Source organism: Hirschia baltica ATCC 49814, from assembly GCF_000023785.1.
Taxonomy (GTDB): domain Bacteria; phylum Pseudomonadota; class Alphaproteobacteria; order Caulobacterales; family Hyphomonadaceae; genus Hirschia; species Hirschia baltica.
The window spans coordinates 746,809-771,952 of record NC_012982.1 but is presented as its reverse complement, the minus strand read 5'-3'; the positions used below and the strand labels follow the sequence as shown (position 1 = coordinate 771,952).

The following is a 25,144-nucleotide window of genomic DNA, read 5'->3' as shown; positions in this document are numbered from 1 at the left end:
AATAAATTCAATAATAATAGTGCACTATATAGGCTTGTTGTATATATGTTACAATTGCTTTGTTAATGCATTTATGTTTCGAAGATCAAAATATCTATTTCGAATATCGAAACAATTGCTTGCAGATAGTTGAGCCATTGCTACGCCCATCCCATCGCCGGAGATTATATGTCGGAAGTACCAAACGAAGCCACAGGCAATGGTGAAGACGATGACACCTACACAACTGATTATGAAGTTGGCCAAGACAATATAGATGTCTTGGGTTTTGATATTCACAACCCTGTATTTTTTCTAGCTGCTGGCCTGCTCATTGCATTTTGTGCTGCTGTGCTTACCATGCCAGAGCAAGCCGGTATCCTGCTAAGAGGCGCACGAGACTGGACCATTCATACATTTGACTGGTTCTTTGTTATCATAACAAATGTCGTGTTTTTATTCTGTCTATATCTCGCGCTATCACCGCTTGGAAAAATCAGATTAGGTGGAGATGACGCCAAACCAGAATTTTCGACAACATCTTGGTTATCAATGCTTTTTGCCGCCGGTGTAGGAATAGGGATGATATTTTTTGGCGCTGCTGAGCCTCTGGGATATTATACAGATTGGGCCGGTACACCGCTCAATGTCGAGCCGGCCACTGAGGCAGCTGAGCGTTTTGCTTTCTCTGCTACAATTTTCCACTGGGGTATTATTCCTTGGTCGATATATGCCGTTATGGGACTCGCACTCGCATTTTTTGCGTTTAACAAAGGACTGCCATTAACAGTGCGGTCGACTTTCTATCCAATATTTGGCGAGAGAATTTGGGGATGGCCCGGTCACATTATCGACCTACTCGCAGTCCTAGCCACACTATTTGGACTTGCCACCTCGCTTGGCCTTGGTGCGCAGCAAGCAGCGAGTGGAATATCCTTCTTATTTGGCGTCCCAAGCGGCCTCGCGACACAAGTCATTTTGATCTGCGTAATCACATCCTTGGCGATTTTTTCAGTGATTCGAGGGTTAGATGGAGGTGTAAAAATACTCTCCAACATCAATATCGTTTTGGCGATTCTCGTTCTATTATTCGTTATTATTGCGGGTCCAACCTCGCAAATCTTTAAAAATATAGCCCTCAACACCTATCACTATGTTGCAAATATTCCTGCACTATCCAACTGGATTGGACGTGAAGACACGGCATTCTTCCATGATTGGACCATATTCTATTGGGCTTGGTGGATCTCTTGGTCCCCATTTGTTGGAATGTTTATCGCGCGCGTTTCATATGGACGCTCGGTCAGAGAATTTGTTGCAGCCGTAATCGGTGTACCATTTATCGTGATGATTATTTGGTTTACTGCTTTTGGAACAACGGCTTTGGAACAAGTAAAAGCTGGCATTGGTGCCTTACCAGAAGGCATCTCTGAATTTCCACTTGTATGGTTTCAAATGTTTGAAAACCTACCATTTTCTCAAATCATGTCATTTGTTTCGATCTTATTATTGTTGGTTTTCTTTGTCACTTCATCAGATTCAGGCTCGCTTGTGATTGATTCAATTACTGCTGGAGGTAAGCTGCACGCCCCTATTCCTCAAAGAATATTCTGGGCAAGCTTAGAGGGTATTGTTGCAATTGTTCTGCTGGTAGGTGGTGGCGCACAGGCCCTATCATCCTTACAAGCAGGTGCCGTGACAACTGGGCTTCCCTTTGGGGTCATCCTGCTCATTTGCTGTGTCAGCCTGTATAAAGGCATGAAAAGCATCTCACCTAGCGAGTGATAAAACCTTTCTCGTACAGCCCTATTTGCTTTCATCAATAGTATGAGACAAAGGTCAAGAAACAACTATTTCCACTAGCCTTCATACTCTCACACACGACATCCGAGTTCTTTAGCGAGAGACACAATAAAGAACTCTCTTTTCACTTATGTTTAGCAATGCTGTTAGAGTTAGCAGCGCATCGAGAGCCGGAATACTCTTGTCATTATTGCACATTTTACGCTGCTTTAGCTGCTGTTTGGGAGAGCTTCTCATCGTATCCAACATTCCCAAAAAACCACAAACGCAAACACCACCCGTTAGGGTGGTTGAGTGTATATATTTGTTCTTGGGTATAAATTGGGTGCGGGGGTTGGATTTGAACCAACGACCTTCAGGTTATGAGTTTGATGATTGGCCTTTTTTAGTTTCTCCGCCCATCTCCCTAAATATACCGCATTCAATTGTTATTGTTGACTTTTATATCAATATTGATCGTATTGAGTTCCCGCGATTTCTTGTCGTGTTGTAACCCATATGTAACCCAGGTTGGTTTTGAACTTTTGTAAATGTCGGCCAAAAGATCAAACTAAAATCTTGATGAATTGAAAGATGCTGGAATGAAGCTAACTAAACGGTCTGTTGATCTTCTTGTCTCTGAAGACAGAGATAAAGACTATTATGATGACGCACTCAAAAGCTTTGGAGTAAGAATCCGTAAATCAGGTCGCAAATCTTATTTTGTGATGTCACGCTATAAAGGACGTATGCGACGCATAACGATTGGCCAACATGGTCCCCTCACCGCTGAGGACGCCCGCAAACAAGCCAAGTCGATTTTACATGATTTATCATCCGGAATTGATCCAACGGAAGACAAAACCAAGATACGTCAAAGCGGGACAGTCAAAAAACTCTGCGAACGCTTTATGATTGAATATGTCCCACAACATTTAAAGCCAAGCACAGCGTCCGAATACAAACGTTCTATAGAAATATTCATTCTTCCCAAGCTTGGCAGATTAATTGTCAAAGATGTAAGCCGCCAAGACATCATTGCTCTTCATCACGATATGAGAGGAACTCCATACCAAGCAAACCGCACACTTGGAGTCCTCTCCATATTATTCTCTCAAGCTGAAGTTTGGGGATTAAGAGATGAATTCACCAATCCATGCCGCGGCATTAAAAAATTCAGGGAAGAGAAACGCGAACGTTTTTTATCGCTTGAGGAGCTTCAACGATTAGGCAGAGCATTGCATGAGGAAACTGCGCTCGCTCCTTCTGCTGTAGCGTGTATAAAATTGCTCATTCTCACTGGATGTCGACTAGGAGAGATCCAAAAACTCAAATGGGTTCACGTTGATCTCGACCGCCAATTACTCTTACTTCCAGATTCCAAAACAGGTAAGAAAACGATATATCTTGGCACCTCTGCAGTTGATTTACTCAAATCAACCCCACGCCAATTAGACAATCCTTTTGTCATCGCAGGCTACAAGCAGGGTCAGTATCTTACAGATTTACAAAAACCATGGAGACGTATCCGAAAAGCAGCAAATTTGGAAGATGTCCGGATCCACGATTTAAGACACACTTATGCTTCCACTGCAGTCGCCAATGGAGAGAGCTTACCGATGATTGGAAAACTACTTGGACACTCTCAACCACAAACAACAGCCCGCTATGCACATTTAGCGGATATTCAAGCAGTTGAAGTAGCAGATAAGATTTCAATTCATTTGTCAGAAGCTCTGTTAAAATAAAACCTTGCTGACATTTAAGCCCGCCCAATGCTCCATACGTGTCTTATATTGTGATTCCTAGCAAAACGCCGACGCTTTCCAGCTAGGCGTGACTCAGATGTCAACTGCAAACGGCACCTGCCCGCGTCGTTAGTCTAACGGGAAATGGTGAAAGATCGCCTGTTCATCAGAGTATTTGTGGCCCTAACTTGCCTGATGAAACGAAGTAAACCATGTCCGATTTTGCACTCAAAGCGGACATTAGGATTTGATTAAACAAACAAGATAAATCGTGGTATAGATTTTTTATAGTGGAGATATTCTTGCCCGAATTTCATCTCCAGAACTTTTTCTTCTGGTATGATTTGCATGTAGGTAATGCAGATTACAAACAGAATAGGTGCCAGCAGAACAAAAAAGTTTCCTAGCACTAAAGCTTCACCAAATAGAATTAGGGCCATGCCTAAATACATTGGGTTCCTACTAAATCTGTAAAGCCCAGACATGACTAACGCCTTGGCTTGATCTGGCTTTACGGGATTTACTGACGTTTTTGCGTTAATAAAAGCAAGAACAGCTCCAGCCAAGATTAAGGCACCAATTCCAATCAGTACCCACCCCAGATAACTGAAAATAAGCCAGGAAACTTGGTTGGTAGGAAGCAGTATCGAACTCACGAGCCCGGCAATACTGAAGAACAAGAATTGGATAATTGGAGGGATTTTCAATTTCATTGAACTTTCCTTTTAGAAAGGTCTCTTGACTGCCTATCAGTATTGAGTTCTTGGAGCGCTTGAAGTGAAATCGAAGTCGCCGATTTAAGAAACAAGCTTGCCAAGATCACGGCTACTATTAGATCAGGCCATGCTGTATTAGTATAAGCCACAGCAAAGGCAGCAAGTATCACCGCTACATTGCCAATTGCATCATTGCGAGAGCACAGCCAAACGGATCGAACATTGCTATCGCCATCTCGCCATTTAATCAAAATTGCGACACTGGTTAGGTTTGCCAAAAGTGCTGCAAAACCGATAAGCCCCATTGTATCTGCTTGTGGGGGCGCACCACTGAAAACGCGGAATACAGTCATAATTAAAACGCTGATAGCGATTAACGCGAGGGTCGCGCCTTTGAATAAAGATGCGCGAGCGCGTGTAACGACAGAGGCACCGATAACAGCCAAACTTAGAGCATAGGTGGCTGTATCTCCAGCGAAATCCAAAGCATCAGCTTTCAAGGACTGTGAACCAGATACTAAACCAGCATACATTTCTACAACAAACATAATTGCATTGATGAAAATTACCGCAATCAAGGCACGCTTATAACCTTCAGAGACGCCATCAAAACATTTGTTATCACAACAATCAGACATTCTTTATTTCCAAACAGCTAAATAGTTCGAGATCTACAGTGACTTTTGATGCAAGCACTTTTGAAAAAGAAGATAGCTCTGCATTAATTGTACTTAGTGGTTACTCGTAGAATTCCAATAGGTTTTATTTTGGCAAATTTTTCCTTAGTGTCTTCATTACTGATCGGTCATTTTTGAAAGCCAGTAGTCTTAAGGCGTTGAACACTACTATGAGTGTTGAACCCTCATGGACAAGAACTGTTGGACCTATGCCAAGACCAAACAGCGTCGCCGGGATCAGGAATGCAACGACACCTAAGCTAGCCCAGAGATTTTGACGAATAATAAGGGTTGTTGCTCGGCTGAGGCCAACGGCAAATGGCAGCGTTTCAAGATCATCCGCCATCAGAGCGATGTCAGCTGTCTCTAAGGCTACATCCGACCCGGCTGCCCCCATCGCGATTCCAACAGTGGCGTTGGCCATGGCTGGGGCGTCGTTTACCCCGTCACCAACCATCACGACACCGCCTTCAGCCTTAAAGGCTTTGATTTTCGAAACTTTGTCGTCTGGCATTAAATTTCCAAACGCTTCATCGAGTCCAACCTCTTTGGCAACAGCGTTGGCGACGTTTTGATTATCTCCTGAGATCATCAGCATGCGGGTCACGCCGATGTCGCGCAGGCGAGCAATCACAGCTTGGGCTGCCGGTCGGGGCGTATCCATCAGACCAATGGCACCTAAATAGCGATCTCCCTGCCGCACGATCATAGTGGTGCGTCCGTTCGCAGACATCGCATCAACCTTGGCGACCAGATCAATTGGCGGAGGAAGGCCTGGCACTTCCCCAAAGAGTGCGAGCTTTCCAATGTGGACGATTTGCCCTTGATAGGAGGCCGCCACACCGCGACCGGTAATACTGGTAAATTCTGATGCGCCCTCAGGAACACGACCCAAACGCGCCTTGGCATCGCGAACAACAGCTAACGCCAGCGGATGGTCACTAAGTGTTTCAACTGCGGCACATACTTCAAGCAAGGTTTCTTCGCTGATTTCACTGTAAGGTGCGATCTCAACTAATCGCGGCTTCCCTAAGGTCAACGTTCCGGTCTTATCGAACGCAATGGCATTGAGATGACCGAGGGCTTCGAGCGGTGCACCGCCCTTGATGAGGACGCCGTCACGTGCGGCCCGCGCAACTCCTGACAGGATGGCACTTGGGGTCGCAATCGCCAGAGCGCAGGGACTGGCTGCGACAATAACTGCCATCGCTCGGTAAAAACTATCGGCTGGGCTTTCATTCAGAAATAAAAAGGAGAGTGAAGTCACAATAGCCAGAACAATGACAAAGGGTACGAAGATGCGTTCGAACTTCTTAGTAAAATTTTGGGTTGGCGACTGACGGGTTTCCGCTTCACTGACCATCTTGACAACACGTGCCAGCGTTGTGTCTCCAGAGAGCTTGGTGACCTGGATTTCTAAACTACCTGACCCGTTGATAGATCCTGCAAAAACGCGGGTTTCCGAGGCTAAACTTTCAAGATTATTAGCTGCCAGATCAGGGTTTTCAACTGGACGCTTGTCGACTGGCAAACTCTCACCAGTTATCGGTGCCTGATCGACGGCGCTTTCTCCTTTGATGACAAAGCCATCAGCCGGTAAGCGCTCATTGGAGCGAACTATCACAATATCGCCCAATACAAGCGCTTCAACCGCCATGGTTTCCGTTTGGTTTCCCCGCCGAACAATTGCCTCGTCAGGTGCCAATTCGGCCAGTGACGAAATGGCATTGCGTGCCAGTGTCATCGCGTAATTTTCAAGAGCGTGACCAATCGCAAACAGGAATAAGAGGAAGGCCCCTTCCGCCCATTCGTCAAGGAAGGCTGCGCCAGTTGCAGCAATCAGCATCAGAAAGTCTATTTGAAATTGACCTTTAAGAATTTTTTCGAGCGCTTCACGCAGCGCGAAGTACCCGCCAAAGAAGTAAGCCCCGATTATTAGAATGAATCCTATAGAATTAGGCAGGATGCTCATTTTCGGACCCAGCCATCCTGTAAGAAGGAAAATACCCGCCAATCCAGCAAATATCATTTCTGCACGTGAGCCGAGAAAGCTGCTTATGATGTCATCATGATCGTGACCGGACTGGCCTTCATGGTTATCGTGATTTTTATGTTCAGATGTATTCATACTAAGCCCCTGAAATTAAAAGCACCTCAGCAAAAAAACTCGCTGAGGTGCTAATGGTTCACTCTGCCGGAGACGTTCCCGCCTGATGCGGCGTTTCCACGAGTGAGTGATGGGTACCCTGCTTAGGTGCGAACCACTTATGCAATGCTGGCATAACAAGTAGCGTCAACACTGTTGAAGAAACCAATCCTCCCATCACAACCGTAGCAAGTGGACGTTGAACTTCCGCCCCCACACCAGTAGCAAACAATAGTGGAGCTAGGCCAAGAGCTGTTGTAAGCGCAGTCATAAGAACTGGACGAGCGCGAAGGCCTGCTGCTTCAATAGCAAGAGCGTCTAGTTCTCGCCCTTTTCTTGCAAAATCATCCATGAAGCTGACAAGCACCATACCATTTCCAAGAGCAATCCCAAACAATGCAATGAAACCAACTGTGGCAGGAACTGATACAGGTAGGCCAGATAACCACAGCGCTAAGGCTCCCCCAGTCAAGGCAAGCGGAATGTTCAGCAGGATCAGGATCGCAGATTTGAGACGTCCGAATGCTAGAAGCAAGATCAACAAAACAATACCTAATGTTATTGGTATAACGACAGCAAACCGAGCATTTGCTTGTTGTTGAAGCTCAAACTGACCGCCCCATTCAACACGATATCCTGGGGGTAACTGTAGTTTTGAATCGGTAACAGCTTGTGCATCACTCACAAATGAACCGATATCGCGACCTCTTACGTTAAGCTGCACCGCGATAAACCGTTCCCCATTTTCACGCGTAATTTGACGAGGCCCGATGACGTCTTTGATGGTAGCAACATTTGAAAGTGGAATTTGCGCTCCACTTTCACTTTCCAAAATCAAATTACCAATGGCCTCCGCACTATTACGCCGATCCTCTTCTAGTCTAACGACAACTGGAAACTGACGTACTCCTTCAAACAGTACTCCAGCTTCTGCTCCGCCAACTGCAGCACTTAAAGTATCAAGCGCATCTTCAACTGTCAGGCCATAACGTCCTAATGCTGTCCTATCTACCGAGACAACGAGTTGAGGCGCACCTGTAATTTGGTCAGCCTGAACATCACTCGCTCCAGAAATTTCTTGAAGGATGGACTGTAAATCCTGTGATGCGCCCAATAAGACTTCAGAATTGGGGCCAAATATTTTAACAGCCAATTGTGCCTTTGTTCCAGTAAGCAGCTCATCAACGGACATAGCAATTGGTTGTCCGATGTTCACACGGATTCCTGGGAATGACTCAAGGTTTTCGGAAATTTCAGCTCTTAAATCGTCTGGCGAAAGACCAGTCCTCCATTCCGAGCGAGGTTTCAAAGCGACAAAAGCTTCTATACTATTGACTGGGTCGGCATGAGCTCCAACTTCTCCTCTACCAATCCTACTTACAACTGATTCAATCTCAGGGAAGGTCTCAAGTAAGCGTTTTTCAACCCTTGTAGATGTTTCTCGTCCCTCAGAAAGTGAAATTGAAGGTGCCATTGCAACACGAAGCAGAATGTCGCCTTCTTCAAGTGCCGGAGTAAACTCCGATCCAAGTTGAGAACCTGCAAAACCTCCGATTAGCAAAAGTCCCAATGCTAATCCAACTGCAGCAATTCGCACTTTAACGAATATTCCTGCTATGGGCCTTACAAAATTTGCAATACGGCCGTCTCCGACAGTTTGTCGTTTGGGCGGTTTTATTAGTCCATAGGCCATTGCCGGTACTACAAGTGCTGCATAAAACAAAGAACCTAACATTGCTAATGCTGCAGATGCGGCGAGTGGACGGAAAGTTTTACCTTCAACTCCCTGTAATGAAAATAGAGGTAAGAAGACGATAATAACGACTGTAACTGCTGCGATTAAAGGGGCAATAACTTCTGCTGAAGAACGGGCGACAACATCGCGGTCTGTTTCAGCATTTTGCCTTTCACGAAATCCTCGATCAACGTTCTCAGCGATCACAATGGCACCATCAACCATCATGCCGATAGCAATTGCGACACCTCCCAAAGACATAAGGTTCGCACTGATACCTAGAACTTTCATTGCTATAAACGCGAAACCTACAGAAAATGGGATCGACATTACGACGACAAGGCTAGGTCGCCATCCACCTAAAAAGACAAAAACAACTATTGCTACGAGTAGCGCACCTTGCCAAAGTGCTGTTGTCACTGTTGCGGCAGCGCGTTTTACCAATGTACCCTGATCATAGTACGGTACAGCTTGGACACCTTCTGGAAGAGTTGCGTTGATTTGATCGAAACGAGCCTTTGTTCGTTCAATAACATCAGAAGTGTTGGTTCCGTAAAGTTTCAGAACTAGCCCAGCAACAGCCTCTCCTTCACCATTTGCGGTCGCCATACCTTGACGCACACCACCACCGATTTGGACAGTTCCTAAATCGCTAACGCGAACTGTTCGACCATCAATAGTATTTACAGGTGCCTCTGCAAGGTCAGATATAGTGCGTGCCAGACCAACACCGCGCACTGTGTATTGCTCAGCACCAACTTCGATAAATTGCGCACCTGTCGTACGGTTTGCACTTTCAAGAGCGTTAATTACATCAGAAACTTGAAGATTATATGCAATCAAGGAATCAGGGTTTAGACTTACTTGATATTGTTTTTCAAACCCTCCTAGTGCAAGAACTTCTGTGACTCCTTCAACCGATTGAAGTGGATATTTGATCATCCAATCAGCGATTTCGCGCAATTCTGTCAAATTATATTCACCAGTTTGATCAACCAAGCGAAAATACATGATAATTCCGAGACCACTTGAAATAGGCCCCATCTTAGGAGTGCCGAAACCTTCAGGTATGCCATCACTGGCTTCAGACAAGCGCTCCCCTACGACCTGCCGAGCAAAGTAAACATCTGTACCATCTTTAAAATAAATGTTTACAATCGATAGACCGAAATTGGAAACTGAACGGATTTCTTCGACATTCGGCAGGCCGGACATAGCGGTCTCGACAGGGAATGTCACATATCGCTCTACTTCTTCAGGCGATAGCCCCTCTGTTTCTGTAAAGACTTGTACTAACGAAGGTGACGGGTCGGGAAACGCATCTACAGGTAGCGCACGAAAGGCGAACAGGCCGCCAAGGGTTAAAGTGAGTGCTGCAATTGCAGCCAATAGTCTTCCGCCAGCAAGGCGGTGCATAAGGTTTAGCATGTGTCTGTCCTCTTAGTGCGCGTGGCCGTCACCAAAAGCATCTTTTTCAAGCTGTGCTTTTAGAGTGAATGCACCTTCAGATACGTATTGTTCGCCTTCATTGAGACCGGACAGGACAACGACTTGCCCTGAAGTTTCAGTTTCAATAGACACCGCTCGTGGCTCAAAACCATCATTTGTCGGTACAAATACACTCGCGCGTTCTTCGACTGTAACAACCGCACTCGATGGAACCAGCAAACGCAAATCACCCTTGCCTGTAATTATTTCTGCCGTAACAAATTGACCAGGACGCATGCGATTATCTGAGTTTTCTACTATCATCCTTGCTGTTGCTGTCCGAGAGGTTTCATCTATAGAAGGAAGTACCGTCGCTATTTCACCTTCCACTAAAGTGGTTCCAGCCTCTGATTTCAGGATAACCTTAGAGCCGGACTTCACTGACGCCGTGTTTTGTTTATATACGGCAATATCAGCCCATAAAACGCTATCATCAACAATTGTGAACAATGCTGGCGCGCTTGGGTCATCCGCAGATACTGACGCTCCTAAGGTCGCTTGTCGTTTCGCTATGACACCGCTAATCGGAGCGCTAACTCTGATATTTGCAAGAGCTCCATCTACAGCATTAGACAAAGCACCTAATTCATCATGAGATACACCTACAGCGTGTAGTGTATTTTCAATACCTTTGAGATTGGCGATCGCAGCTGTGAGATTGGCTCGTGCTGCCTGTAAATCGGCTTCTGATGTGATACGATCAGCAAACAGAGATTCTTCTCGAACAAGTGCTGTGCTAGCAAGTTCGACCGCAGTTTCGGACGACAAATATTGTGCTTTTAAATCAGCCAGCTCTCGACTAGAAAGTACCGCGAGAGTAGCACCTCGTTTCACTACATCACCTTCCGTTGCAGTTAGCTTTATAATACGGCCATTTATTTTGGGAGCTACAGCTGCAATCCGATCAGCATCAAAGCGGAGTTCAGCTGGAAGCGAAGTCGTATGCCGCATCGGTGCAAGTGCGGCACGAGATACAACGATACCGGCTTCTGTGGCTTGAGTTATTGATAACTCAACGTGATCTGCTCCCTCTTCTTCTCCGTGATCGTCATGATCATTGTCACCATGACCAGAATGATCATTTTCTCCGTGAGAGGCATGTTCTTCATCCGCACTTTCTCCATGATCACCATGCTCATGGGAGCCCGCGTTCGACGTCTGTTTAAGATTTTCTATGGACTGTGAACTGCCATCATTTCCGCACGCGCTCAGCATGAAGGTAGCCAAAACAGCTGTTAGAATATAAGGTGTGGGTCTCATTGGATTTCTCCATCAAAAGGGGTAGCACCAATCAGGGCGCGCAGCCGCATGTCTTGGCTCTGCAGAGCAAAATCGGCTTCAATCAAAGCGGACCTAGTCTCAATCAGGGTGGCCCGAGCATCTAAGGTTGTAGTAAGATCAAAGCGACCTATCTCATAACCTTTTACAGCTGCTGTATAAGCTTCTTCAGCCGCAGGTAACGCTTCGCTTGTTAATATATCGAGTCTCTTTTGGGCTGCCTTACGGGAAGAAACCGCTGCACGTTTCTGTGAGAGAAGTCTTTGTTCAGTTACAGTTCTGCTTAAAGTAGCTGCATCCCGACGAAACGAAGCAGCACGTACTGCATCTCTTCCTCGGTCGAATATAGGGAATGGTATGCTTATACCAGCAATGACTGCCTGCTCCCCTGTTTCCTCAAAGCGACGCAAACCAGCTGACACTGTCAGATCAGGTATAGCAGCACTTTTCGCGAGGTCTCGTTCTGCTTGACGAGCGACAAGTGCAGCATCTGCTGCATCAAGTGCGGGATGCGATTTTATTGAGTTATCTATCGATGAATTTATTAGTGTGTTGCTACTGATATCCATTTTGAATGTTGGATTTGCACTGCCCCATAGAAGGGCGAGCTCGTAGCGCAGCTGGTTTACATTTGCGGAAGCAGTAGAAACACTAGCACGCGCTGCTGCTGCGTCTGCACGTGCGCGCAATAGTTCTGGCGGCGCAGCTGCCCCAGCATCGACACGTCTTTTAACTGTTCCAGCTAATTGATCAGATAGATCTGCACTTTCGATTGCAAGATTTTTGAGTTTGGAAGCAGCAATGAGCTCAGCAAAAAGCACCGCCCCTGTAAGCTGAGCTTCGAGAAGAATTACAGAACATTCAGCGCTAGATAAAGCTTCTTTGGCTCTTGCAGCACGTTCGTTCAGTTTACGTTTACCACCTAGCCGCAAGGTCTGTTCAAATGCTAAAGTCGTTTCGCTTTGAGCTTGACCAGAAAAAGCACCGCTTCCGGAGAAGTTTTCCATTTCCAGTGAAATATTTGGGTTCAAACGACGACCTGCTTGATCAGCTTCTGACCTTAAAGCCTGTACCTCTAGCGCAGCAGCGCGCGCAGCGGGTGAAGCATTGCGAATTTTCTTCATTACATCAACAAGCGTGAGCGGCTCATTTAATTGTAAAGTAGATGATGAAGTTTGCGCCTCATCACAAGGTGAGGCGTTTGCATCAGCGACGATAGCGCTGAATGCCAGGGCGGTGAATACACCCCTTAAATAGAATGACATTGATAAAGTCCTTAAAGTTGATCCATAGGCAACGCATCACTTATAAGGATGCGATAATTAGTTAAGGATCAGCTCCGTGGTGGACGATAAGGACTTCCAGAAGAAGAAGGTATCAAACCTTCATTCACGAACTGAAGTCTAATTCTTTGGCTGTTGTTAAAAATACCTAAGTGCCCGCAATCAATGCGCAGTAAGTGCTGCAAACATGGTCCGCAGTTATGAATATGATGGTCATGTTGTTCATTTTCTCCATCACTTACGTTGTTGTGATCTGCCTCGCAAGTTATCTCAAATGCATTTTCAGAATGCCCTGCTTCAGCCAATGGTGCATACACGAATGCAACAGCAATAAGTGTTGCTGTTAAAAACCTAAGTGCATATTGAGCTAAAGAAAATAACATAACTTGTATTTAATCGATTTTTCTAAATAATCCACTAAGCGTTTGAAAAAAATTTAGTGCGCATGTTCTCCATGAACCATTGTTATCTTAACATCACTACAACGAATACAGGCTCGTTTAATCCCATCTGCATTAAGCGTTACAAATTTTGTTTCATCCAGTTATTTGTATCAATTCGTCATTGTTATCTAGGCCTCAAGCAGCCTGATTTTGCAAGTTAAATTTGTAGGCATATTCATTAGGTGTAAGATTACCTAGTGATGAATGTGGTCTGTTTTTGTCGTAATTCTCTTTCCATTTTGTAATTTTATATTGGGCATGACGAAGAGATGAAAAGAGTGTTTCGTTTAAACATTCATTTCTAAAGCTACCGTTGAAACTCTCGACGAAGCCATTCTGCATTGGCTTGCCAGGGGCAATATAATGCCAGTTTATTTGCGTATCCTGACACCATTTCAAAATGGCTGTGCTCGTTATTTCGGTTCCATTATCAAACACAATTGTGTGAGGCTTGCTACGTCGTTTGATGATCGCAATAGAGGCTTCAATGCACTGAGTAGATGTTTGGGTCACAGGCGGAGTCAAGCTAACTTGGTATGTCATCCCACTTATGCTGTTAGCCGGTTTCTTAGCACCTCTACTTACTATTATTGAAGAATAGCTGCGTTCAAGAAACCCTGCCATTGATTGGCAGGAAAAGGACAATCATCTGTCATTCAATTAATTGATGTCGAATGTCCGTTATTGGCGTCGAATGGCAAAGCGCGGTTGGTGATACCGCGGACTTCATCGAGGCCTCTAGAGGCGAAAAAGACCAAAGAGCATTGCTTGTTGGTTTGCGAAGCTGGTTTTAAACATGATGGAAATTTAAATTGGTCGGTATGAGGCATATGACTTTGGCAATTTTGGTGCGCTGATTTTATGGAGCGTCCTCGCATTGCTGATCTATGTCGCTGTGCGTGCGACCTTCAATCGGGCTGGGTCGGACTCCACCCGGCCGATATCCTCCGACGGCGATATCGCGCGCGACCAAATAGACATGGATGCATTTGTTCGTTGGATTAAAGACCTGAACTAACGCCGCTTGCGGGTCCCACAATTCTTGAGGGGTCAGGCAAGTGTCCGCGTATCACCCAGACAATGGCCAGTCGCTGAAGACAGCGACGTTCACGCATACAGCTAACTGGGAGGCGTTCTTGGGTGATTTGATTGAACCGAACTTGCATCCAATATTGGTGCATTTTGCCTATGCGCTTAGCCTCACGGCTTTTGCTTCTTATGTGTTGGCCGCCTTTTCGCCTGTCGAGCGATGGCGAGAGACCCTGCGGCAGGCTGCGGACTGGATGCTGGCCTTTGGTGCTATCGCGATCGTGTTGACCATCGCAGCGGGGTTTCAGGCCTATTACACGGTAGCTCATGATGCGCCGTCGCATGCCGCGATGACCACTCACCGAAACTGGGCTGTACCATCCGGCCTCGCCGTTCTACTACTGGCGGCCTGGCGCTGGACGGGAAGAACAAAAGCCACCTCTGGTATTTTCGTTACAGGCTTGGCTGCGGCCGTGCTCGCCTTAACCGTCACAGCCTGGTGGGGCGGTAAAATCGTCTATGGTTACGGTCTTGGAGTCAAAAGCTTGCCGCAGGTAACCGGAGATGGCCACGACCATGATCATGGCGTCGTCGCGGCAGATCATGATATGGATCCCATGCCAGACGCGGCACCGACCGCGGATGTCTATGACAACGCCGACGACCACCACGAATCTAACCCAACCAGCCTTGACAATAGTTATGGGCACCACGATGAAAACAGTCCGCCTGCGATACCTGCGCTGCAAGCCGCTTCGCCGGCGAGTGTCGCTGACGCTTTCGGCGAAGCGTTAAAAGCAGGTGATAAAGCGGCGCTACGCGCACTGTTTGCGCCCGACGCTGTGATCGCAGAAGGTGGCGGCGCTGAGCGTTCATTCGAAGAGTATGCTGGCCACCATATGTCCAATGATATGGCCTATGCGGCGGCAGTGTCATTCGATCTCAAAGATCGAAACATTATCGAGAATGGCGATATCGCTACGGTGATCTCTCAATCGGAGATTAAAGGCACCTATAGAGGCGCGCCCGCGCACCGGCAAGCGATGGAAACCATGGTTCTCAAACGCGACGCTGGGGTTTGGAAGATTCACCACGTCCATTGGTCATCCTCGCCGATCACCGAAGATCACGAGCACTGATAGATGGCTGGGGATGCTCAAACACAGCTTGCGGACCCGCTTATGGGTCAAAATCATTTCACCGCAGTGCGGTGGGTGTTGGCGATCGCTGTAGTACTCGGTCATATCTGGCTCCTCACGACAGGGGTGGAGCCGTTCTCCATCCACGAATGGACTGCCAGTTATATGGCCGTGAACGGATTCTTCGTCCTGTCAGGCCTCTTGATTGCCAAGAGCCTACATACAAGGCGCGATATGAAGGCTTATGCCCTTTCACGGTTTCTGCGGACCTACCCGGCTCTGGTTATTGTACTTGCGGTTTTTGTACTCGTCTTCGCGCCTCTCTATTCGGCAGAGGGTGGCGGATCACCGTTTCAGTCGGAGACCTGGCAATACACCTACAAAGTCTTGGCGCTTGGCGATCCCGACAGCGCGCCCGCACAGATATTCTCTCAGAATTTGGAAACCGACTTTAACGGGCCTCTCTGGACCATTAGGTTCGAGCTAGCAGCGTACATCCTAGCGGGCATCGCGTTCATGTTTGGTGCCGTCAACGGCCCATGGCGTGTTCTCAGCGTCTTCTTGCTTGTGCAATCGGTCTATCTTGGCGCGCCTTTCTTCATCGATACGAGTGCGCTCCCGCCGAGCGTGATGTCCTTGCTCCGCCTCTCATCGGCCTTTCTGCTCGGAATGACGCTTTGGCAGTGGCCTATTTTGCGCAGGCCGCCCCTCTTCGTGGTCGCAGGTCTGATTGCGGCGTTCGCGCTCCTTGGCGGCGGCCTCCTCGGCGAATTGTTTGCGACCTTTGCCCTCACAAGCCTTATGCTTCGGGCTGGATTGTCAAAACGTACGTCCGTCCGTATCGCCAAAATCCCGGACTATTCGTACGGGATCTATATCTGGCACTATCCGCTTTTACAGGTATTTCTGGTTGGCCAACCAGATCTTAGACCCGCTGCCCTGGCTATAATGACTGCGCCGCTCATTCTGCTCGTCGCTGCCACTTCGTGGCATGTCATCGAAAAGCCAATACTTGCTCTAAAACCTCGTTCAAGCTCGATATCCAAAAAACCTAATGCCAGAACTCCATTGGAGATCAACCGCCCAACCAGGGGCGTCGACCTATGAGAGTGACACTAAAGCCAAACCCCGGAGGGGCCGGATATGACCAATACCGATAATAAGCATCACGACCATGGGCATCATGATCACCACCACGGGGATGATCATGATTGTTGCCATGGTGGCGGAGACGCCGATGCCGGCGCGGACGGCAAATATGATCTCGTCCCGCAGGGCTACTCAGGCACGGTCTATACATGTCCGATGCATCCAAACGTTCGCGACGTCCGAAACTCCGGATGCCCGATATGCGGCATGCCGCTGGAGCCCGAAGGTGTTGTTGTAGGCGAAGAAGACACCTCAGAACTCGACGATATGACCCGTAGATTCTGGATCAGCGCCATTTTCACCATCCCACTTGCCATTTACGCCATGGGTGACCTGATCCCCGGCAAACCCCTCGAAGGGCTCTTGCCCGCCGGTTGGTCCCAATGGGCTCAATTCGCGCTGGCCGTTCCTGTCGTCCTCTGGGGCGGATGGCCCTTCTTTGTGCGCGGCGTTCGGTCGGTACGCACGATGAACCTCAACATGTTCACCCTCATCTCGCTTGGCGTCGGCGTTGCTTTTGTCTTCTCACTTGTTGCCACCGCTTTGCCAGGCATTTTTCCGTACGCCTTTCGCAATGAGGCCGGCGAAGTCGCTGTATATTATGAAGCCGCTGCGGTGATCACGACGCTCGTATTGCTCGGGCAGGTTCTGGAGCTGCGAGCCCGAAGCGCGACATCGGGCGCCATCCGCGCGCTCCTTGAACTCACGCCGCCAACCGCAAACCGGATCATGGCTGACGGCCAGGAAGAAGAGGTTTCCGTCGACGATGTCCAGAGCGGTTACCGGCTACGGGTCCGGCCAGGCGAAAAAGTACCTGTCGACGGCGAAGTTGTTGAAGGGCGTTCGAATGTCGACGAATCCATGATCACTGGAGAACCTATTCCAGTTGAGAAAGCAGCAGGGGATCTGATTACCGGCGGTACAGTTAACGGCACCGGATCACTCGTTATGGCCGCGACGCGCGTCGGCGAAGATACAATGCTATCGCAAATCGTACGCATGGTCGCCGAAGCCCAGCGCTCACGCGCGCCCATCCAGAAGCTCGCCGACACAGTGGCCGGCCTGTTTGTCCCGGCCGTCGTCGTGATCGCGATTATCACATTCATCGTCTGGGCGATTTTTGGGCCGCACCCGGCCATGGCTTTTGCGATCGTCAACGCCGTGGCTGTGTTAATTATTGCGTGTCCCTGCGCACTTGGTCTTGCAACGCCGATGTCAATTATGGTCGCCACAGGAAAGGGCGCACAGAGCGGCATTCTGATCAAAAATGCTGAAGCGCTCGAGACGTTCGAGAAAGTCGACACGATCGTCGTCGATAAGACCGGCACTTTGACAGAGGGCCACCCCAAACTTGTGACAGTCGAGCCTGCGAGTGGTCTCGCAGAAGCAGACTTCCTAGCTTACGCTGCTGCGATTGAACGCGGGAGCGAGCACCCTCTTGCGCAAGCCATCGTCAACGGGGCCGAAGAGCGCGGCGCAGCGCGCCTCGAGTCGACTGATTTTGAATCGGTCACCGGAGAAGGCGCGCAGGGCCGGATCGATGGAAAGCTTTTCGCCATCGGCAACGCTAAGATGATGCGCCGGGTCGGTGCTTTTGACGAAACACTGAAGGCCCATGCTGAAGCCTATCGCCGCGACGGCCAGACGGTGATGTTCGCCGCTCTGGACGGCAAACCGGCGGGCCTGATTGGTGTCGCCGATCCAATCAAAGAAACGACCCCTGAAGCCATAGCCGCCTTGCACAAGGCTGGCATGAAAGTCGTCATGCTGACAGGCGACAGCCTGGCAACAGCACAAGCGGTTGCAAGCCAAATCGGCATTGATGAAGTAGAGGCCGATGTGTCACCAGAAGACAAAAACCGGATCGTGCGCGAGCTCCAATCGAAAGGTGCGGTTGTGGCGATGTGCGGCGACGGCATCAATGACGCGCCTGCCCTTGCTCAAGCGGATATCGGTATAGCCATGGGAACCGGTACAGATGTGGCGATGGAGAGCGCCAGTGTCACCCTAGTAAAAGGCGATCTTCGCGGTGTCGCCCGCGCGCAACGGCTGAGCCGCGCGACGATGGGCAATATTCGCGAAAACCTGTTCTTTGCCTTTATCTATAATTCGCTCGGTGTGCCGGTTGCTGCCGGTCTCCTTTATCCGTTCTCTGGACTGCTTCTCAGTCCAATTATTGCAGCCGCGGCGATGAGCCTCAGCTCTTTCTCGGTTATTGCGAATGCGCTGCGACTTCGCTCTGTCAAACTATAATTTCGAAGGAAACTCTTATGTCAAAATGGATTCTTGGCGCCTTGGCCACCGCCCTTTTTGCGCTTGCCGCTGGGTTTTTCGTCTCGGGCGGTTTGTCGAGCCCTGCGAATGCGCAAACCATTACCGTCTATAAAACACCCTGGTGTGGATGCTGTACGGCCTGGATAAAACACCTTCAGCGCGATGGTCTTGAAGTACGTGTTATCGAACGCGAAGACCTTGGACCTGTGCGGGCCTCGCTGAACGTGCCCGATGAACTTGCCTCCTGCCACACTGCGTCGGTTGATGGCTACGCGATTGAGGGCCATGTCCCAGCCTCGGAAATTCGTAAGCTTCTGGAAACCCGGCCAGATGCGGCGGGGCTTTCGGTGCCTGGCATGCCAATGGGCTCTCCCGGAATGGAAACGACAAGCCCGCCTGACGCCTATGATGTCATTCTGTTCAGTACGGAACAGCAAAGCGTATTCGCGAGCTATGTCGGCCGATTCCCAGCTGAACAGGCGGTTGGGCAATGAAATCCGAAACCTATAAAAAAGGCTCACTAAGTCTCGCAGGAACCGTTGCGATGGGCACCGGTGTCATGATTGGCACCGGGATCTTCGCACTGACCGGGCAAGTCGCGCAATTCTCAGGACCGGCGTTTCCGCTCGCCTTTTTACTTGCGGCCGTGGTAAGCGGGGCCAGCGCCTACACTTACATAAAAATGTCTAACAAATATCCGTCGGCCGGCGGCATCGCGATGATCCTTCAAAAAGCCTATGGGCCAACGACAATTGCTGCTGCCAGCGCGTTGCTCATGACTATGTCCATGATCATCAATGAGAGCCTCGTCGCACGCACATTCGGCACCTACACATTGCAACTCTTTGATGTTTCGAAAGACAGTATTCTGGTACCAGTTCTGGCCGTCGGACTGATCGTTTTTGCGTTTATAATCAACATATCCGGAAACAAAATCATTGGCGGCGTATCCAAAGTTGCTGCGGTCCTGAAAGTTGGCGGCATTCTGATATTTGCTGGCGCTGCGCTCTGGGCGTCCGGCCTTTCTTTTGAAGCAGCCTCCTCGGCCACAACAAATGAGACTGGACCTGCGGGATTCCTCGCCGGCGTCGCCCTCGCCATTCTTGCTTTTAAAGGGTTCACCACGATCACCAATAGCGGCGATGAGGTGAAAAACCCCAATAAGAATGTCGGCCGCGCGATCATCTGGTCGCTGGCGATCTGCCTTGTTGTCTACATGGCTGTCGCTCTAGCGGTGGGGTCCTCACTAACACTTGAAGAAATTGTCGCAGCCAAGGATTTCTCGCTCGCGGAAGCCTCGCGGCCGGCCTTTGGTGATTTTGGCGTGGCGTTTACCGTGATCATTGCAATCATTGCCACCGCGTCGGGACTACTCGCCAGTGTCTTCGCGGTTTCGCGCATGCTCGCCATGCTGACGAATATGAACTTGATCCCCCACAAGCATTTTGGCATGCCCGGCGGCATCCAGAAACACACGCTTGTCTATACAGTTGTTTTGGCTGCCGTCCTGGCCGCGTTCTTCGATCTAGGACGGATCGCTTCACTCGGCGCGATCTATTATCTCGTAATGGATATTGCTATCCATTATGGCGTGCTGCGCTATTTACGCGAAGATGTCGGCGCCCGTGCCTCTATTTTAATCGCCGCCATTTTATTCGATTTGATTGCCCTTGGTGCCTTCCTGTTCATCAAAGCGACCGCAGACCCAATGATCGTCGTCATCGCGATTGGGTCAATGGCTGCAATCTTCGCTTTCGAAGCGCTCTATCTCGGCCGGATCCGCGACAAGGAGGCGTCCGATCATGCGCACTCTCACTCTTGATGTATCTTGTCCCCCCGCCGGGGTGTAAACCAGATCGAGCTCTGCGAGCGGTCAGTTAACAGAATTGGGAGCCTTGTTGACTTAAATGCGACGGCGCGTGTGAAGAGGTTTTCGCTGACCCGGCTCACCGCTAGGTGAACGCGGTGCCACTCGGTCATCTAACGCAGTTTGTCGCCCTTACATTAAGCCAAGGCCTTCATCGTACAACACGCGATACTGATCTGTCTTGATCCCGGGTGTCGGCATGAAAATACAAGATGTTCTTCCGGGGTTCGGGTTTGATGCTCTGCTTGAGGGTCCTCAGCAATGGAGCGATTCTGCATTTGGGTCATGCTGGGTATTTGAGCTGTTGATCGTTTATATTTTTGCGGTGCAGCTCATCGGTTTGAGGCCTTTAGGCCGGAGCCGCGTATCAAACCTATCATCTTCATCCCTCGGATCCCGTCCGTTCTGACCCTGCTATAGGAGTAATCGCTATGCACAACCATTCTGATCATGATGACCATCGCCCAAAAGGCGGACGCTTCTGGTTGCCGCTCTTGGTGTTCGCCGGCGCGATCGGCTTCCTGCTACTCCTTGAACACCGCGCTCATATCCCCGGTGATGCGGTCTTCCTTGTCAGCTTCTTACTCCTTTGCGGTGTGATGCATCTGTTCATGCACAGCGCAATGGGTGGACATGGAGGCCATAGCAATCATGGAGGTCAGAGCCCTTCCCAACTGGATGAGGATGATGACTGGAGGACAAGAGGATGAGTGAGAACATGGCCCATTCTGAATATGGTCTCTGGTTCTTGGTGATCCTAAACTCGGCCATCCTCATCATTTTCGCGTTCAGTTTTGCAAAACCATCCAAGTCAAAAGACTGGACGTCATTTGGCACCTTTAGTGGTTTTGTGATCGCCCTTTTTACCGAGATGTATGGCTTTCCGCTTTCGATTTATTTCCTTTCGCCATGGCTTGAAGAACAATTTCCCGACATCAACTGGTTTGCCCATGATTCCGGGCATTTTTGGGAGATGATCTTCGGCTGGCAAGGCAATCCACATTTTGGCCCATTCCACTTTGCAAGCTTCGGCTTCATCTTGCTCGGCTTCAGCGTTCTGTCATGGGGGTGGCCGATCCTGCACGGGGCGCTGCGCAGCGGTAAGCTTGCCAAAGCCGGCATTTATGCCCGTATGCGCCACCCGCAATATGTCGGCTTCGTGCTGATTATGTTTGGTTTCCTGCTGCAATGGCCGACGATTCTAACCTTGATCATGTTCCCGGTTCTTGTGTTCATGTATGTCCGTCTCGCTCTGAAAGAGGAGAAGGACGCCGAAGCCGCATTTGGTGACGAGTATCGCGCCTACGCCGCGGTCACTCCTAGCTTCTGGCCGCGTTGGGGTGCCTAGAGCCCCCCACGCACTCCGCTCAAATGCCATGTAATCCCAGCTATTTCTTATTCTTGCGGTCCGCCTAAGCCAGCGACCTCGTCGACCGCACGCCCGTTTTAAACGCTGTGCGTCCTCACCAGACCAATTAGGAAGAGAATCGCATAAAGCTCTAAACTGGGCTCGCGTTCGCTTTTGGCCAGACCAATATTCGTGCGGCACAGGCGGCATCGGATCATCGCATTCAGCGCAATGGGCCGCCACCACGGCAAACACTTCCACGGCTTTGGAATAGGCAAAATCGGATAATGTCATTCGCTCCGGACGTTCGGGCATTGGAAATCGGCAAACCGCCACAATCGGACCACTATCAACCGAAGGCATCATTTCATGGGCTGTGCCCCCATATGTGTCCGCGCCTTCCCAGATAGCAAAACTATCAGCATGCGAGCCGGGAAATTCTGGAGGTGCCGGTTGATATTGTATGGCGTCAGTTTTAGCTTGGACAGCAAAGTTCGCGGCACAATAATATCGGTTACAAATGAGATCAGTCTCGTATTCCCACCTGTTTGCTCCACCGCGTTGGCCAAATCCTCTGCGTTATAAGCTGCAAGAATTTGCAACTCCCGATTCCGCTCCAACAAAAACTCCTCGAAGAAGGGAACTTCGCGTGCGCTGGTTAATAGAATTATTGATCTCGTCATCGTTCAAATCCGGTTTCAATAGCAGCGGTGGCAGTGGTCGCAATAAAGATAAAGTCACGTCGCTCTGCATCGACTGGAACGTTTTCTGACATGAGAGATACTCCCTGAAATTCACATCATTGGAACAGACGCCGGGCCACGCTGTGCCCATTACAGGTGCAGCTGCATCGTTCCACGCAGCGATGAATATCTTGCCGCGCCCCATGATGGCTTTGGGGGACGTATGGGACGCGGCAAGTTCAGAGCAAGATCGAGCGAGAGGGGCGGCCTAATCTCGTTCTGCTTCATTGTTCGTCGAAGCGAACAGTTTTTGGTCCGCGCCTTCACAACCTTGTGTGGGGGGGACGCGTTGCGAAGGCCCGGGACCAAGACGGCGGTGCCGAAAAACGACAGCCGAGCACGCCTTATTCTATGGCAGCCTCTTCCTTACCGCCCCGTCTTCATTGGGCAGTGCTCAGCCGGATCATGGCCCATAGCTTCATGTTTGGCCTGACAGTCTCCCGGAGACATGGCATGATCACCTGACGTGTCATGCATTTGGTGGCCATCAGTGCCGTGGTCCATCGTATGGGCATCAAGCATTTTACCTTCCATGTTGGCCATACAGCGTTCCATGCCTTCATGACCAGCCATGCAGGTTTTGGCAGCGGCCGCATTTGCCTCCGCTTCAACAGCTGGTTTTTCGCTGTGGTCATGTGTCTTGTGACCTTCTTGAGCGAAAGCCATCGGCGACAAGACAAAAAAAGTTGCGGTGGTGATCCATATCGGTTTCATGCGGGGCATCCTTTTTAATAAATGTTCAGACCCAAGGGGCTTGGGCACTTGTGACGTATTACGCAGCAAACAGGCGATGCCCCCAAAATTGGCTCTATTCTTTCAAGTATTTCACCGGAGCCTAAGTTTGATTGTCAGCCCCCGCATTCTCGCAGCGCTCGTCATGGTCTTATGGGCCTCCTGCTATCCGCTCATCACGCTGGGGCTCGACTATGCGCCTCACCTGACCTTTGCAGCGCTACGCGCCATTCTGGCTTGTAGTATTTTAATAGGCGTCGCCACTCTGCGCCGAGCCGCGTGGCCTCGCGGGTGGAGCGTTTGGGGCTGGATCACGCTTGCTGGCCTTGGAATGACCGGCATTGGCTACTTCGGCATGTTTCACGCCGCCGAGTTTGTGTCTCCCGGTCTTGCCACCGTGATCGAAAGCCTCCAGCCGCTGATCGCCGCTGTGCTTGCCGTCGTATTTCTGCGCGAACGCCTTGGACCGATTGGCTGGTTTGGGCTTTGCCTCGGCGTCGGCGGCGTGGCGCTCATTGCGATACCGCGCGTCCTGGCCTCGGGCGGGGGATCAACGGCTTTCGGTCTGGTCCTGGTAATTATGGCGACCAGCGGCGTGGCGGTCGGCAATATCGCCATCAAGTCATTATCGACACGCGTCGATGCGGCGATGGCGATGGGGTTGCAGCTTTTGATTGGAGCGATCCCGATCTCAATTTTGGCTTTCGCGACCGAATCCCCAACAACCATAGACTGGTCGCCGCAATTCATAATTTCACTTCTTGGCCTCGCCCTGCCCGGGACCGCGCTGGCCTATTGGTTATGGCAGGTGACGCTGCAATCGCTGGACGTGTCCAAGGCGGCTGCATTTAGTTTTCTCGTTCCGATCATTGGCGTTTCAGTTGGTGCGCTATTCTTCTCGGAGCCAATGACGATGAATTTTTTTGGCGGCGGCGCGCTCGCCGCCATCGGGGTCTATCTCGCATCGCGCCCAAGGTCTGAAACGTTGCTGTTAGTGTCTGCCAAAAAGGAGACCTAATCGAGCTTTTCAACTTGTTCCTGCAAGATTTTCCGGGCGCGATAGACCCGTGTCTCCACCGCCTTGATAGAGACGCCTAGAATTTCGGCCACTTCACTTTGGGGCATGTCTTGTAGAACCTGTAGCGTAAAGGTCTGTCTCAACTTATCTGGCAGCGCGTCCACCATCTTCGAGACACGGTTCAGCTCGTCGCGGTGTTCATAATCGTCTTGAACATTTTGCGAGTGGTCCGCGATATCCGGCCGATCCGGGCTCTCCAGAGGTGCTGCTTGAAAGAAAAAGCTTCTTACGGCGCGTTTGCGGCCATGATCACGAATTTTGTTGAGCGCAATGTGGTAGATCCAAGTCGAGAACTTCCGCGACGGATCATATCGGTCAATCGACCGCCAGGCTGCGGTAAAGGCTTCCTGCAGCACATCATAGGCGTCTTCATTACCGCGCATCGATCGATGAACATAGCGATAGAGCGGTTCCTTGTAACGACGCATGAGCTCGGTGAAGGCGCGTTCCTCGCCTCCTGCTGCGGCTACAGCAAGCTCTGCATCTGTTCGCTCTGTGTTGTGCACGTGT

General features: G+C 49.7%; 21 protein-coding genes and 1 pseudogene. 12 read left to right on the top strand and 10 right to left on the bottom strand.

Annotated features, from left to right (window positions below):
* Positions 1-168: 168 nt before the first annotated feature.
* Entirely contained in the window at positions 169-1,764 is a 1,596-nt protein-coding gene (locus HBAL_RS03650) for a BCCT family transporter (protein WP_015826569.1), read from the top strand.
* Positions 1,765-2,363: 599 nt separating this feature from the next.
* Positions 2,364-3,509 carry a tyrosine-type recombinase/integrase gene (locus tag HBAL_RS03640; RefSeq protein WP_015826568.1) on the top strand — a complete coding sequence of 382 codons (1,146 nt, stop codon included), beginning with the start codon at positions 2,364-2,366 and terminating at the stop codon, positions 3,507-3,509.
* A 251-nt stretch (positions 3,510-3,760) separates the two neighbouring features.
* Here the strand turns inward: HBAL_RS03640 and HBAL_RS03635 are convergent, their stop codons facing one another.
* The 7 genes and pseudogenes from HBAL_RS03635 to HBAL_RS03600 form a co-directional block, all read right to left on the bottom strand.
* Positions 3,761-4,222 carry a methyltransferase family protein gene (locus HBAL_RS03635; RefSeq protein ID WP_015826567.1) on the bottom strand — a complete coding sequence of 154 codons (462 nt, stop codon included), beginning with the start codon at positions 4,220-4,222 and terminating at the stop codon, positions 3,761-3,763.
* Positions 4,219-4,863 (bottom strand): cation transporter, encoded by a 645-nt coding sequence (locus HBAL_RS03630; protein WP_015826566.1) that lies wholly within the window; start codon positions 4,861-4,863, stop codon positions 4,219-4,221. Before HBAL_RS03630 ends, HBAL_RS03635 begins: the two co-directional genes overlap by 4 nt.
* Before the next feature lie 124 nt (positions 4,864-4,987).
* The gene (locus HBAL_RS03625) at positions 4,988-7,030 is read right to left on the bottom strand and encodes a heavy metal translocating P-type ATPase (protein WP_015826565.1); all 2,043 of its coding nucleotides are present in this window, start codon (positions 7,028-7,030) and stop codon (positions 4,988-4,990) included.
* Positions 7,031-7,088: 58 nt separating this feature from the next.
* A complete protein-coding gene (locus HBAL_RS03620; RefSeq protein ID WP_015826564.1) occupies positions 7,089-10,211 on the bottom strand; it encodes an efflux RND transporter permease subunit in 3,123 nt (1,040 codons plus the stop codon).
* 12 nt (positions 10,212-10,223) lie between these two features.
* Positions 10,224-11,531, bottom strand: coding sequence for an efflux RND transporter periplasmic adaptor subunit (locus HBAL_RS03615; RefSeq protein WP_015826563.1), 1,308 nt, complete (start codon positions 11,529-11,531; stop codon positions 10,224-10,226).
* On the bottom strand, positions 11,528-12,814 hold the full coding sequence (locus HBAL_RS03610; protein WP_015826562.1) for a TolC family protein: 1,287 nt from the start codon (positions 12,812-12,814) through the stop codon (positions 11,528-11,530). The genes HBAL_RS03615 and HBAL_RS03610 overlap by 4 nt, the downstream gene beginning before the upstream one ends.
* A gap of 596 nt (positions 12,815-13,410) precedes the next feature.
* Positions 13,411-13,716, bottom strand: a pseudogene (locus HBAL_RS03600) (integrase core domain-containing protein); the annotation flags it as partial.
* Positions 13,717-13,949: 233 nt separating this feature from the next.
* Here HBAL_RS03600 and HBAL_RS16580 point away from each other — a divergent pair.
* From HBAL_RS16580 to HBAL_RS03565, 8 genes are all read left to right on the top strand, one after another.
* Positions 13,950-14,069 (top strand): copper resistance protein B, encoded by a 120-nt coding sequence (locus HBAL_RS16580; RefSeq protein ID WP_083773108.1) that lies wholly within the window; start codon positions 13,950-13,952, stop codon positions 14,067-14,069.
* 342 nt (positions 14,070-14,411) lie between these two features.
* Positions 14,412-15,443 (top strand): nuclear transport factor 2 family protein, encoded by a 1,032-nt coding sequence (locus tag HBAL_RS03595; protein WP_015826560.1) that lies wholly within the window; start codon positions 14,412-14,414, stop codon positions 15,441-15,443.
* A gap of 3 nt (positions 15,444-15,446) precedes the next feature.
* A complete protein-coding gene (locus tag HBAL_RS03590) occupies positions 15,447-16,550 on the top strand; it encodes an acyltransferase family protein (protein WP_015826559.1) in 1,104 nt (367 codons plus the stop codon).
* Between the two features lie 36 nt (positions 16,551-16,586).
* Positions 16,587-18,845 carry a copper-transporting P-type ATPase gene (locus HBAL_RS03585; RefSeq protein WP_015826558.1) on the top strand — a complete coding sequence of 753 codons (2,259 nt, stop codon included), beginning with the start codon at positions 16,587-16,589 and terminating at the stop codon, positions 18,843-18,845.
* A gap of 17 nt (positions 18,846-18,862) precedes the next feature.
* Entirely contained in the window at positions 18,863-19,360 is a 498-nt protein-coding gene (locus HBAL_RS03580; protein WP_015826557.1) for a DUF411 domain-containing protein, read from the top strand.
* Positions 19,357-20,688 carry an APC family permease gene (locus tag HBAL_RS03575; RefSeq protein WP_015826556.1) on the top strand — a complete coding sequence of 444 codons (1,332 nt, stop codon included), beginning with the start codon at positions 19,357-19,359 and terminating at the stop codon, positions 20,686-20,688. The genes HBAL_RS03580 and HBAL_RS03575 overlap by 4 nt, the downstream gene beginning before the upstream one ends.
* Before the next feature lie 476 nt (positions 20,689-21,164).
* Positions 21,165-21,443: a DUF2933 domain-containing protein gene (locus tag HBAL_RS03570; RefSeq protein WP_015826555.1), complete on the top strand. Its 279-nt coding sequence runs from the start codon at positions 21,165-21,167 to the stop codon at positions 21,441-21,443.
* The gene (locus HBAL_RS03565) at positions 21,440-22,081 is read left to right on the top strand and encodes a methyltransferase family protein (protein WP_015826554.1); all 642 of its coding nucleotides are present in this window, start codon (positions 21,440-21,442) and stop codon (positions 22,079-22,081) included. Before HBAL_RS03570 ends, HBAL_RS03565 begins: the two co-directional genes overlap by 4 nt.
* A 679-nt stretch (positions 22,082-22,760) precedes the next feature.
* On the opposite strand, the gene HBAL_RS16575 is transcribed toward HBAL_RS03565, so the two are convergent.
* Positions 22,761-22,856, bottom strand: a complete 96-nt coding sequence (locus HBAL_RS16575) for a ubiquinol-cytochrome c reductase iron-sulfur subunit N-terminal domain-containing protein (RefSeq protein ID WP_015826553.1) — start codon at positions 22,854-22,856, stop codon at positions 22,761-22,763.
* A gap of 27 nt (positions 22,857-22,883) precedes the next feature.
* On the opposite strand from HBAL_RS16575, the gene HBAL_RS16760 reads away from it, so the two are divergent.
* Positions 22,884-23,036, top strand: a complete 153-nt coding sequence (locus HBAL_RS16760; RefSeq protein ID WP_159098027.1) for a hypothetical protein — start codon at positions 22,884-22,886, stop codon at positions 23,034-23,036.
* 154 nt (positions 23,037-23,190) lie between these two features.
* On the opposite strand, the gene HBAL_RS03555 is transcribed toward HBAL_RS16760, so the two are convergent.
* Positions 23,191-23,538 carry a hypothetical protein gene (locus HBAL_RS03555; RefSeq protein ID WP_015826552.1) on the bottom strand — a complete coding sequence of 116 codons (348 nt, stop codon included), beginning with the start codon at positions 23,536-23,538 and terminating at the stop codon, positions 23,191-23,193.
* A gap of 127 nt (positions 23,539-23,665) precedes the next feature.
* Here HBAL_RS03555 and HBAL_RS03550 point away from each other — a divergent pair, with 127 nt between their 5' ends.
* Positions 23,666-24,574 carry a DMT family transporter gene (locus tag HBAL_RS03550; RefSeq protein WP_015826551.1) on the top strand — a complete coding sequence of 303 codons (909 nt, stop codon included), beginning with the start codon at positions 23,666-23,668 and terminating at the stop codon, positions 24,572-24,574.
* Here HBAL_RS03550 and HBAL_RS03545 read toward each other — a convergent pair.
* The gene (locus tag HBAL_RS03545; protein WP_015826550.1) at positions 24,571-25,140 is read right to left on the bottom strand and encodes an RNA polymerase sigma factor; all 570 of its coding nucleotides are present in this window, start codon (positions 25,138-25,140) and stop codon (positions 24,571-24,573) included. The genes HBAL_RS03550 and HBAL_RS03545 overlap by 4 nt on opposite strands.
* Positions 25,141-25,144: the final 4 nt, after the last annotated feature.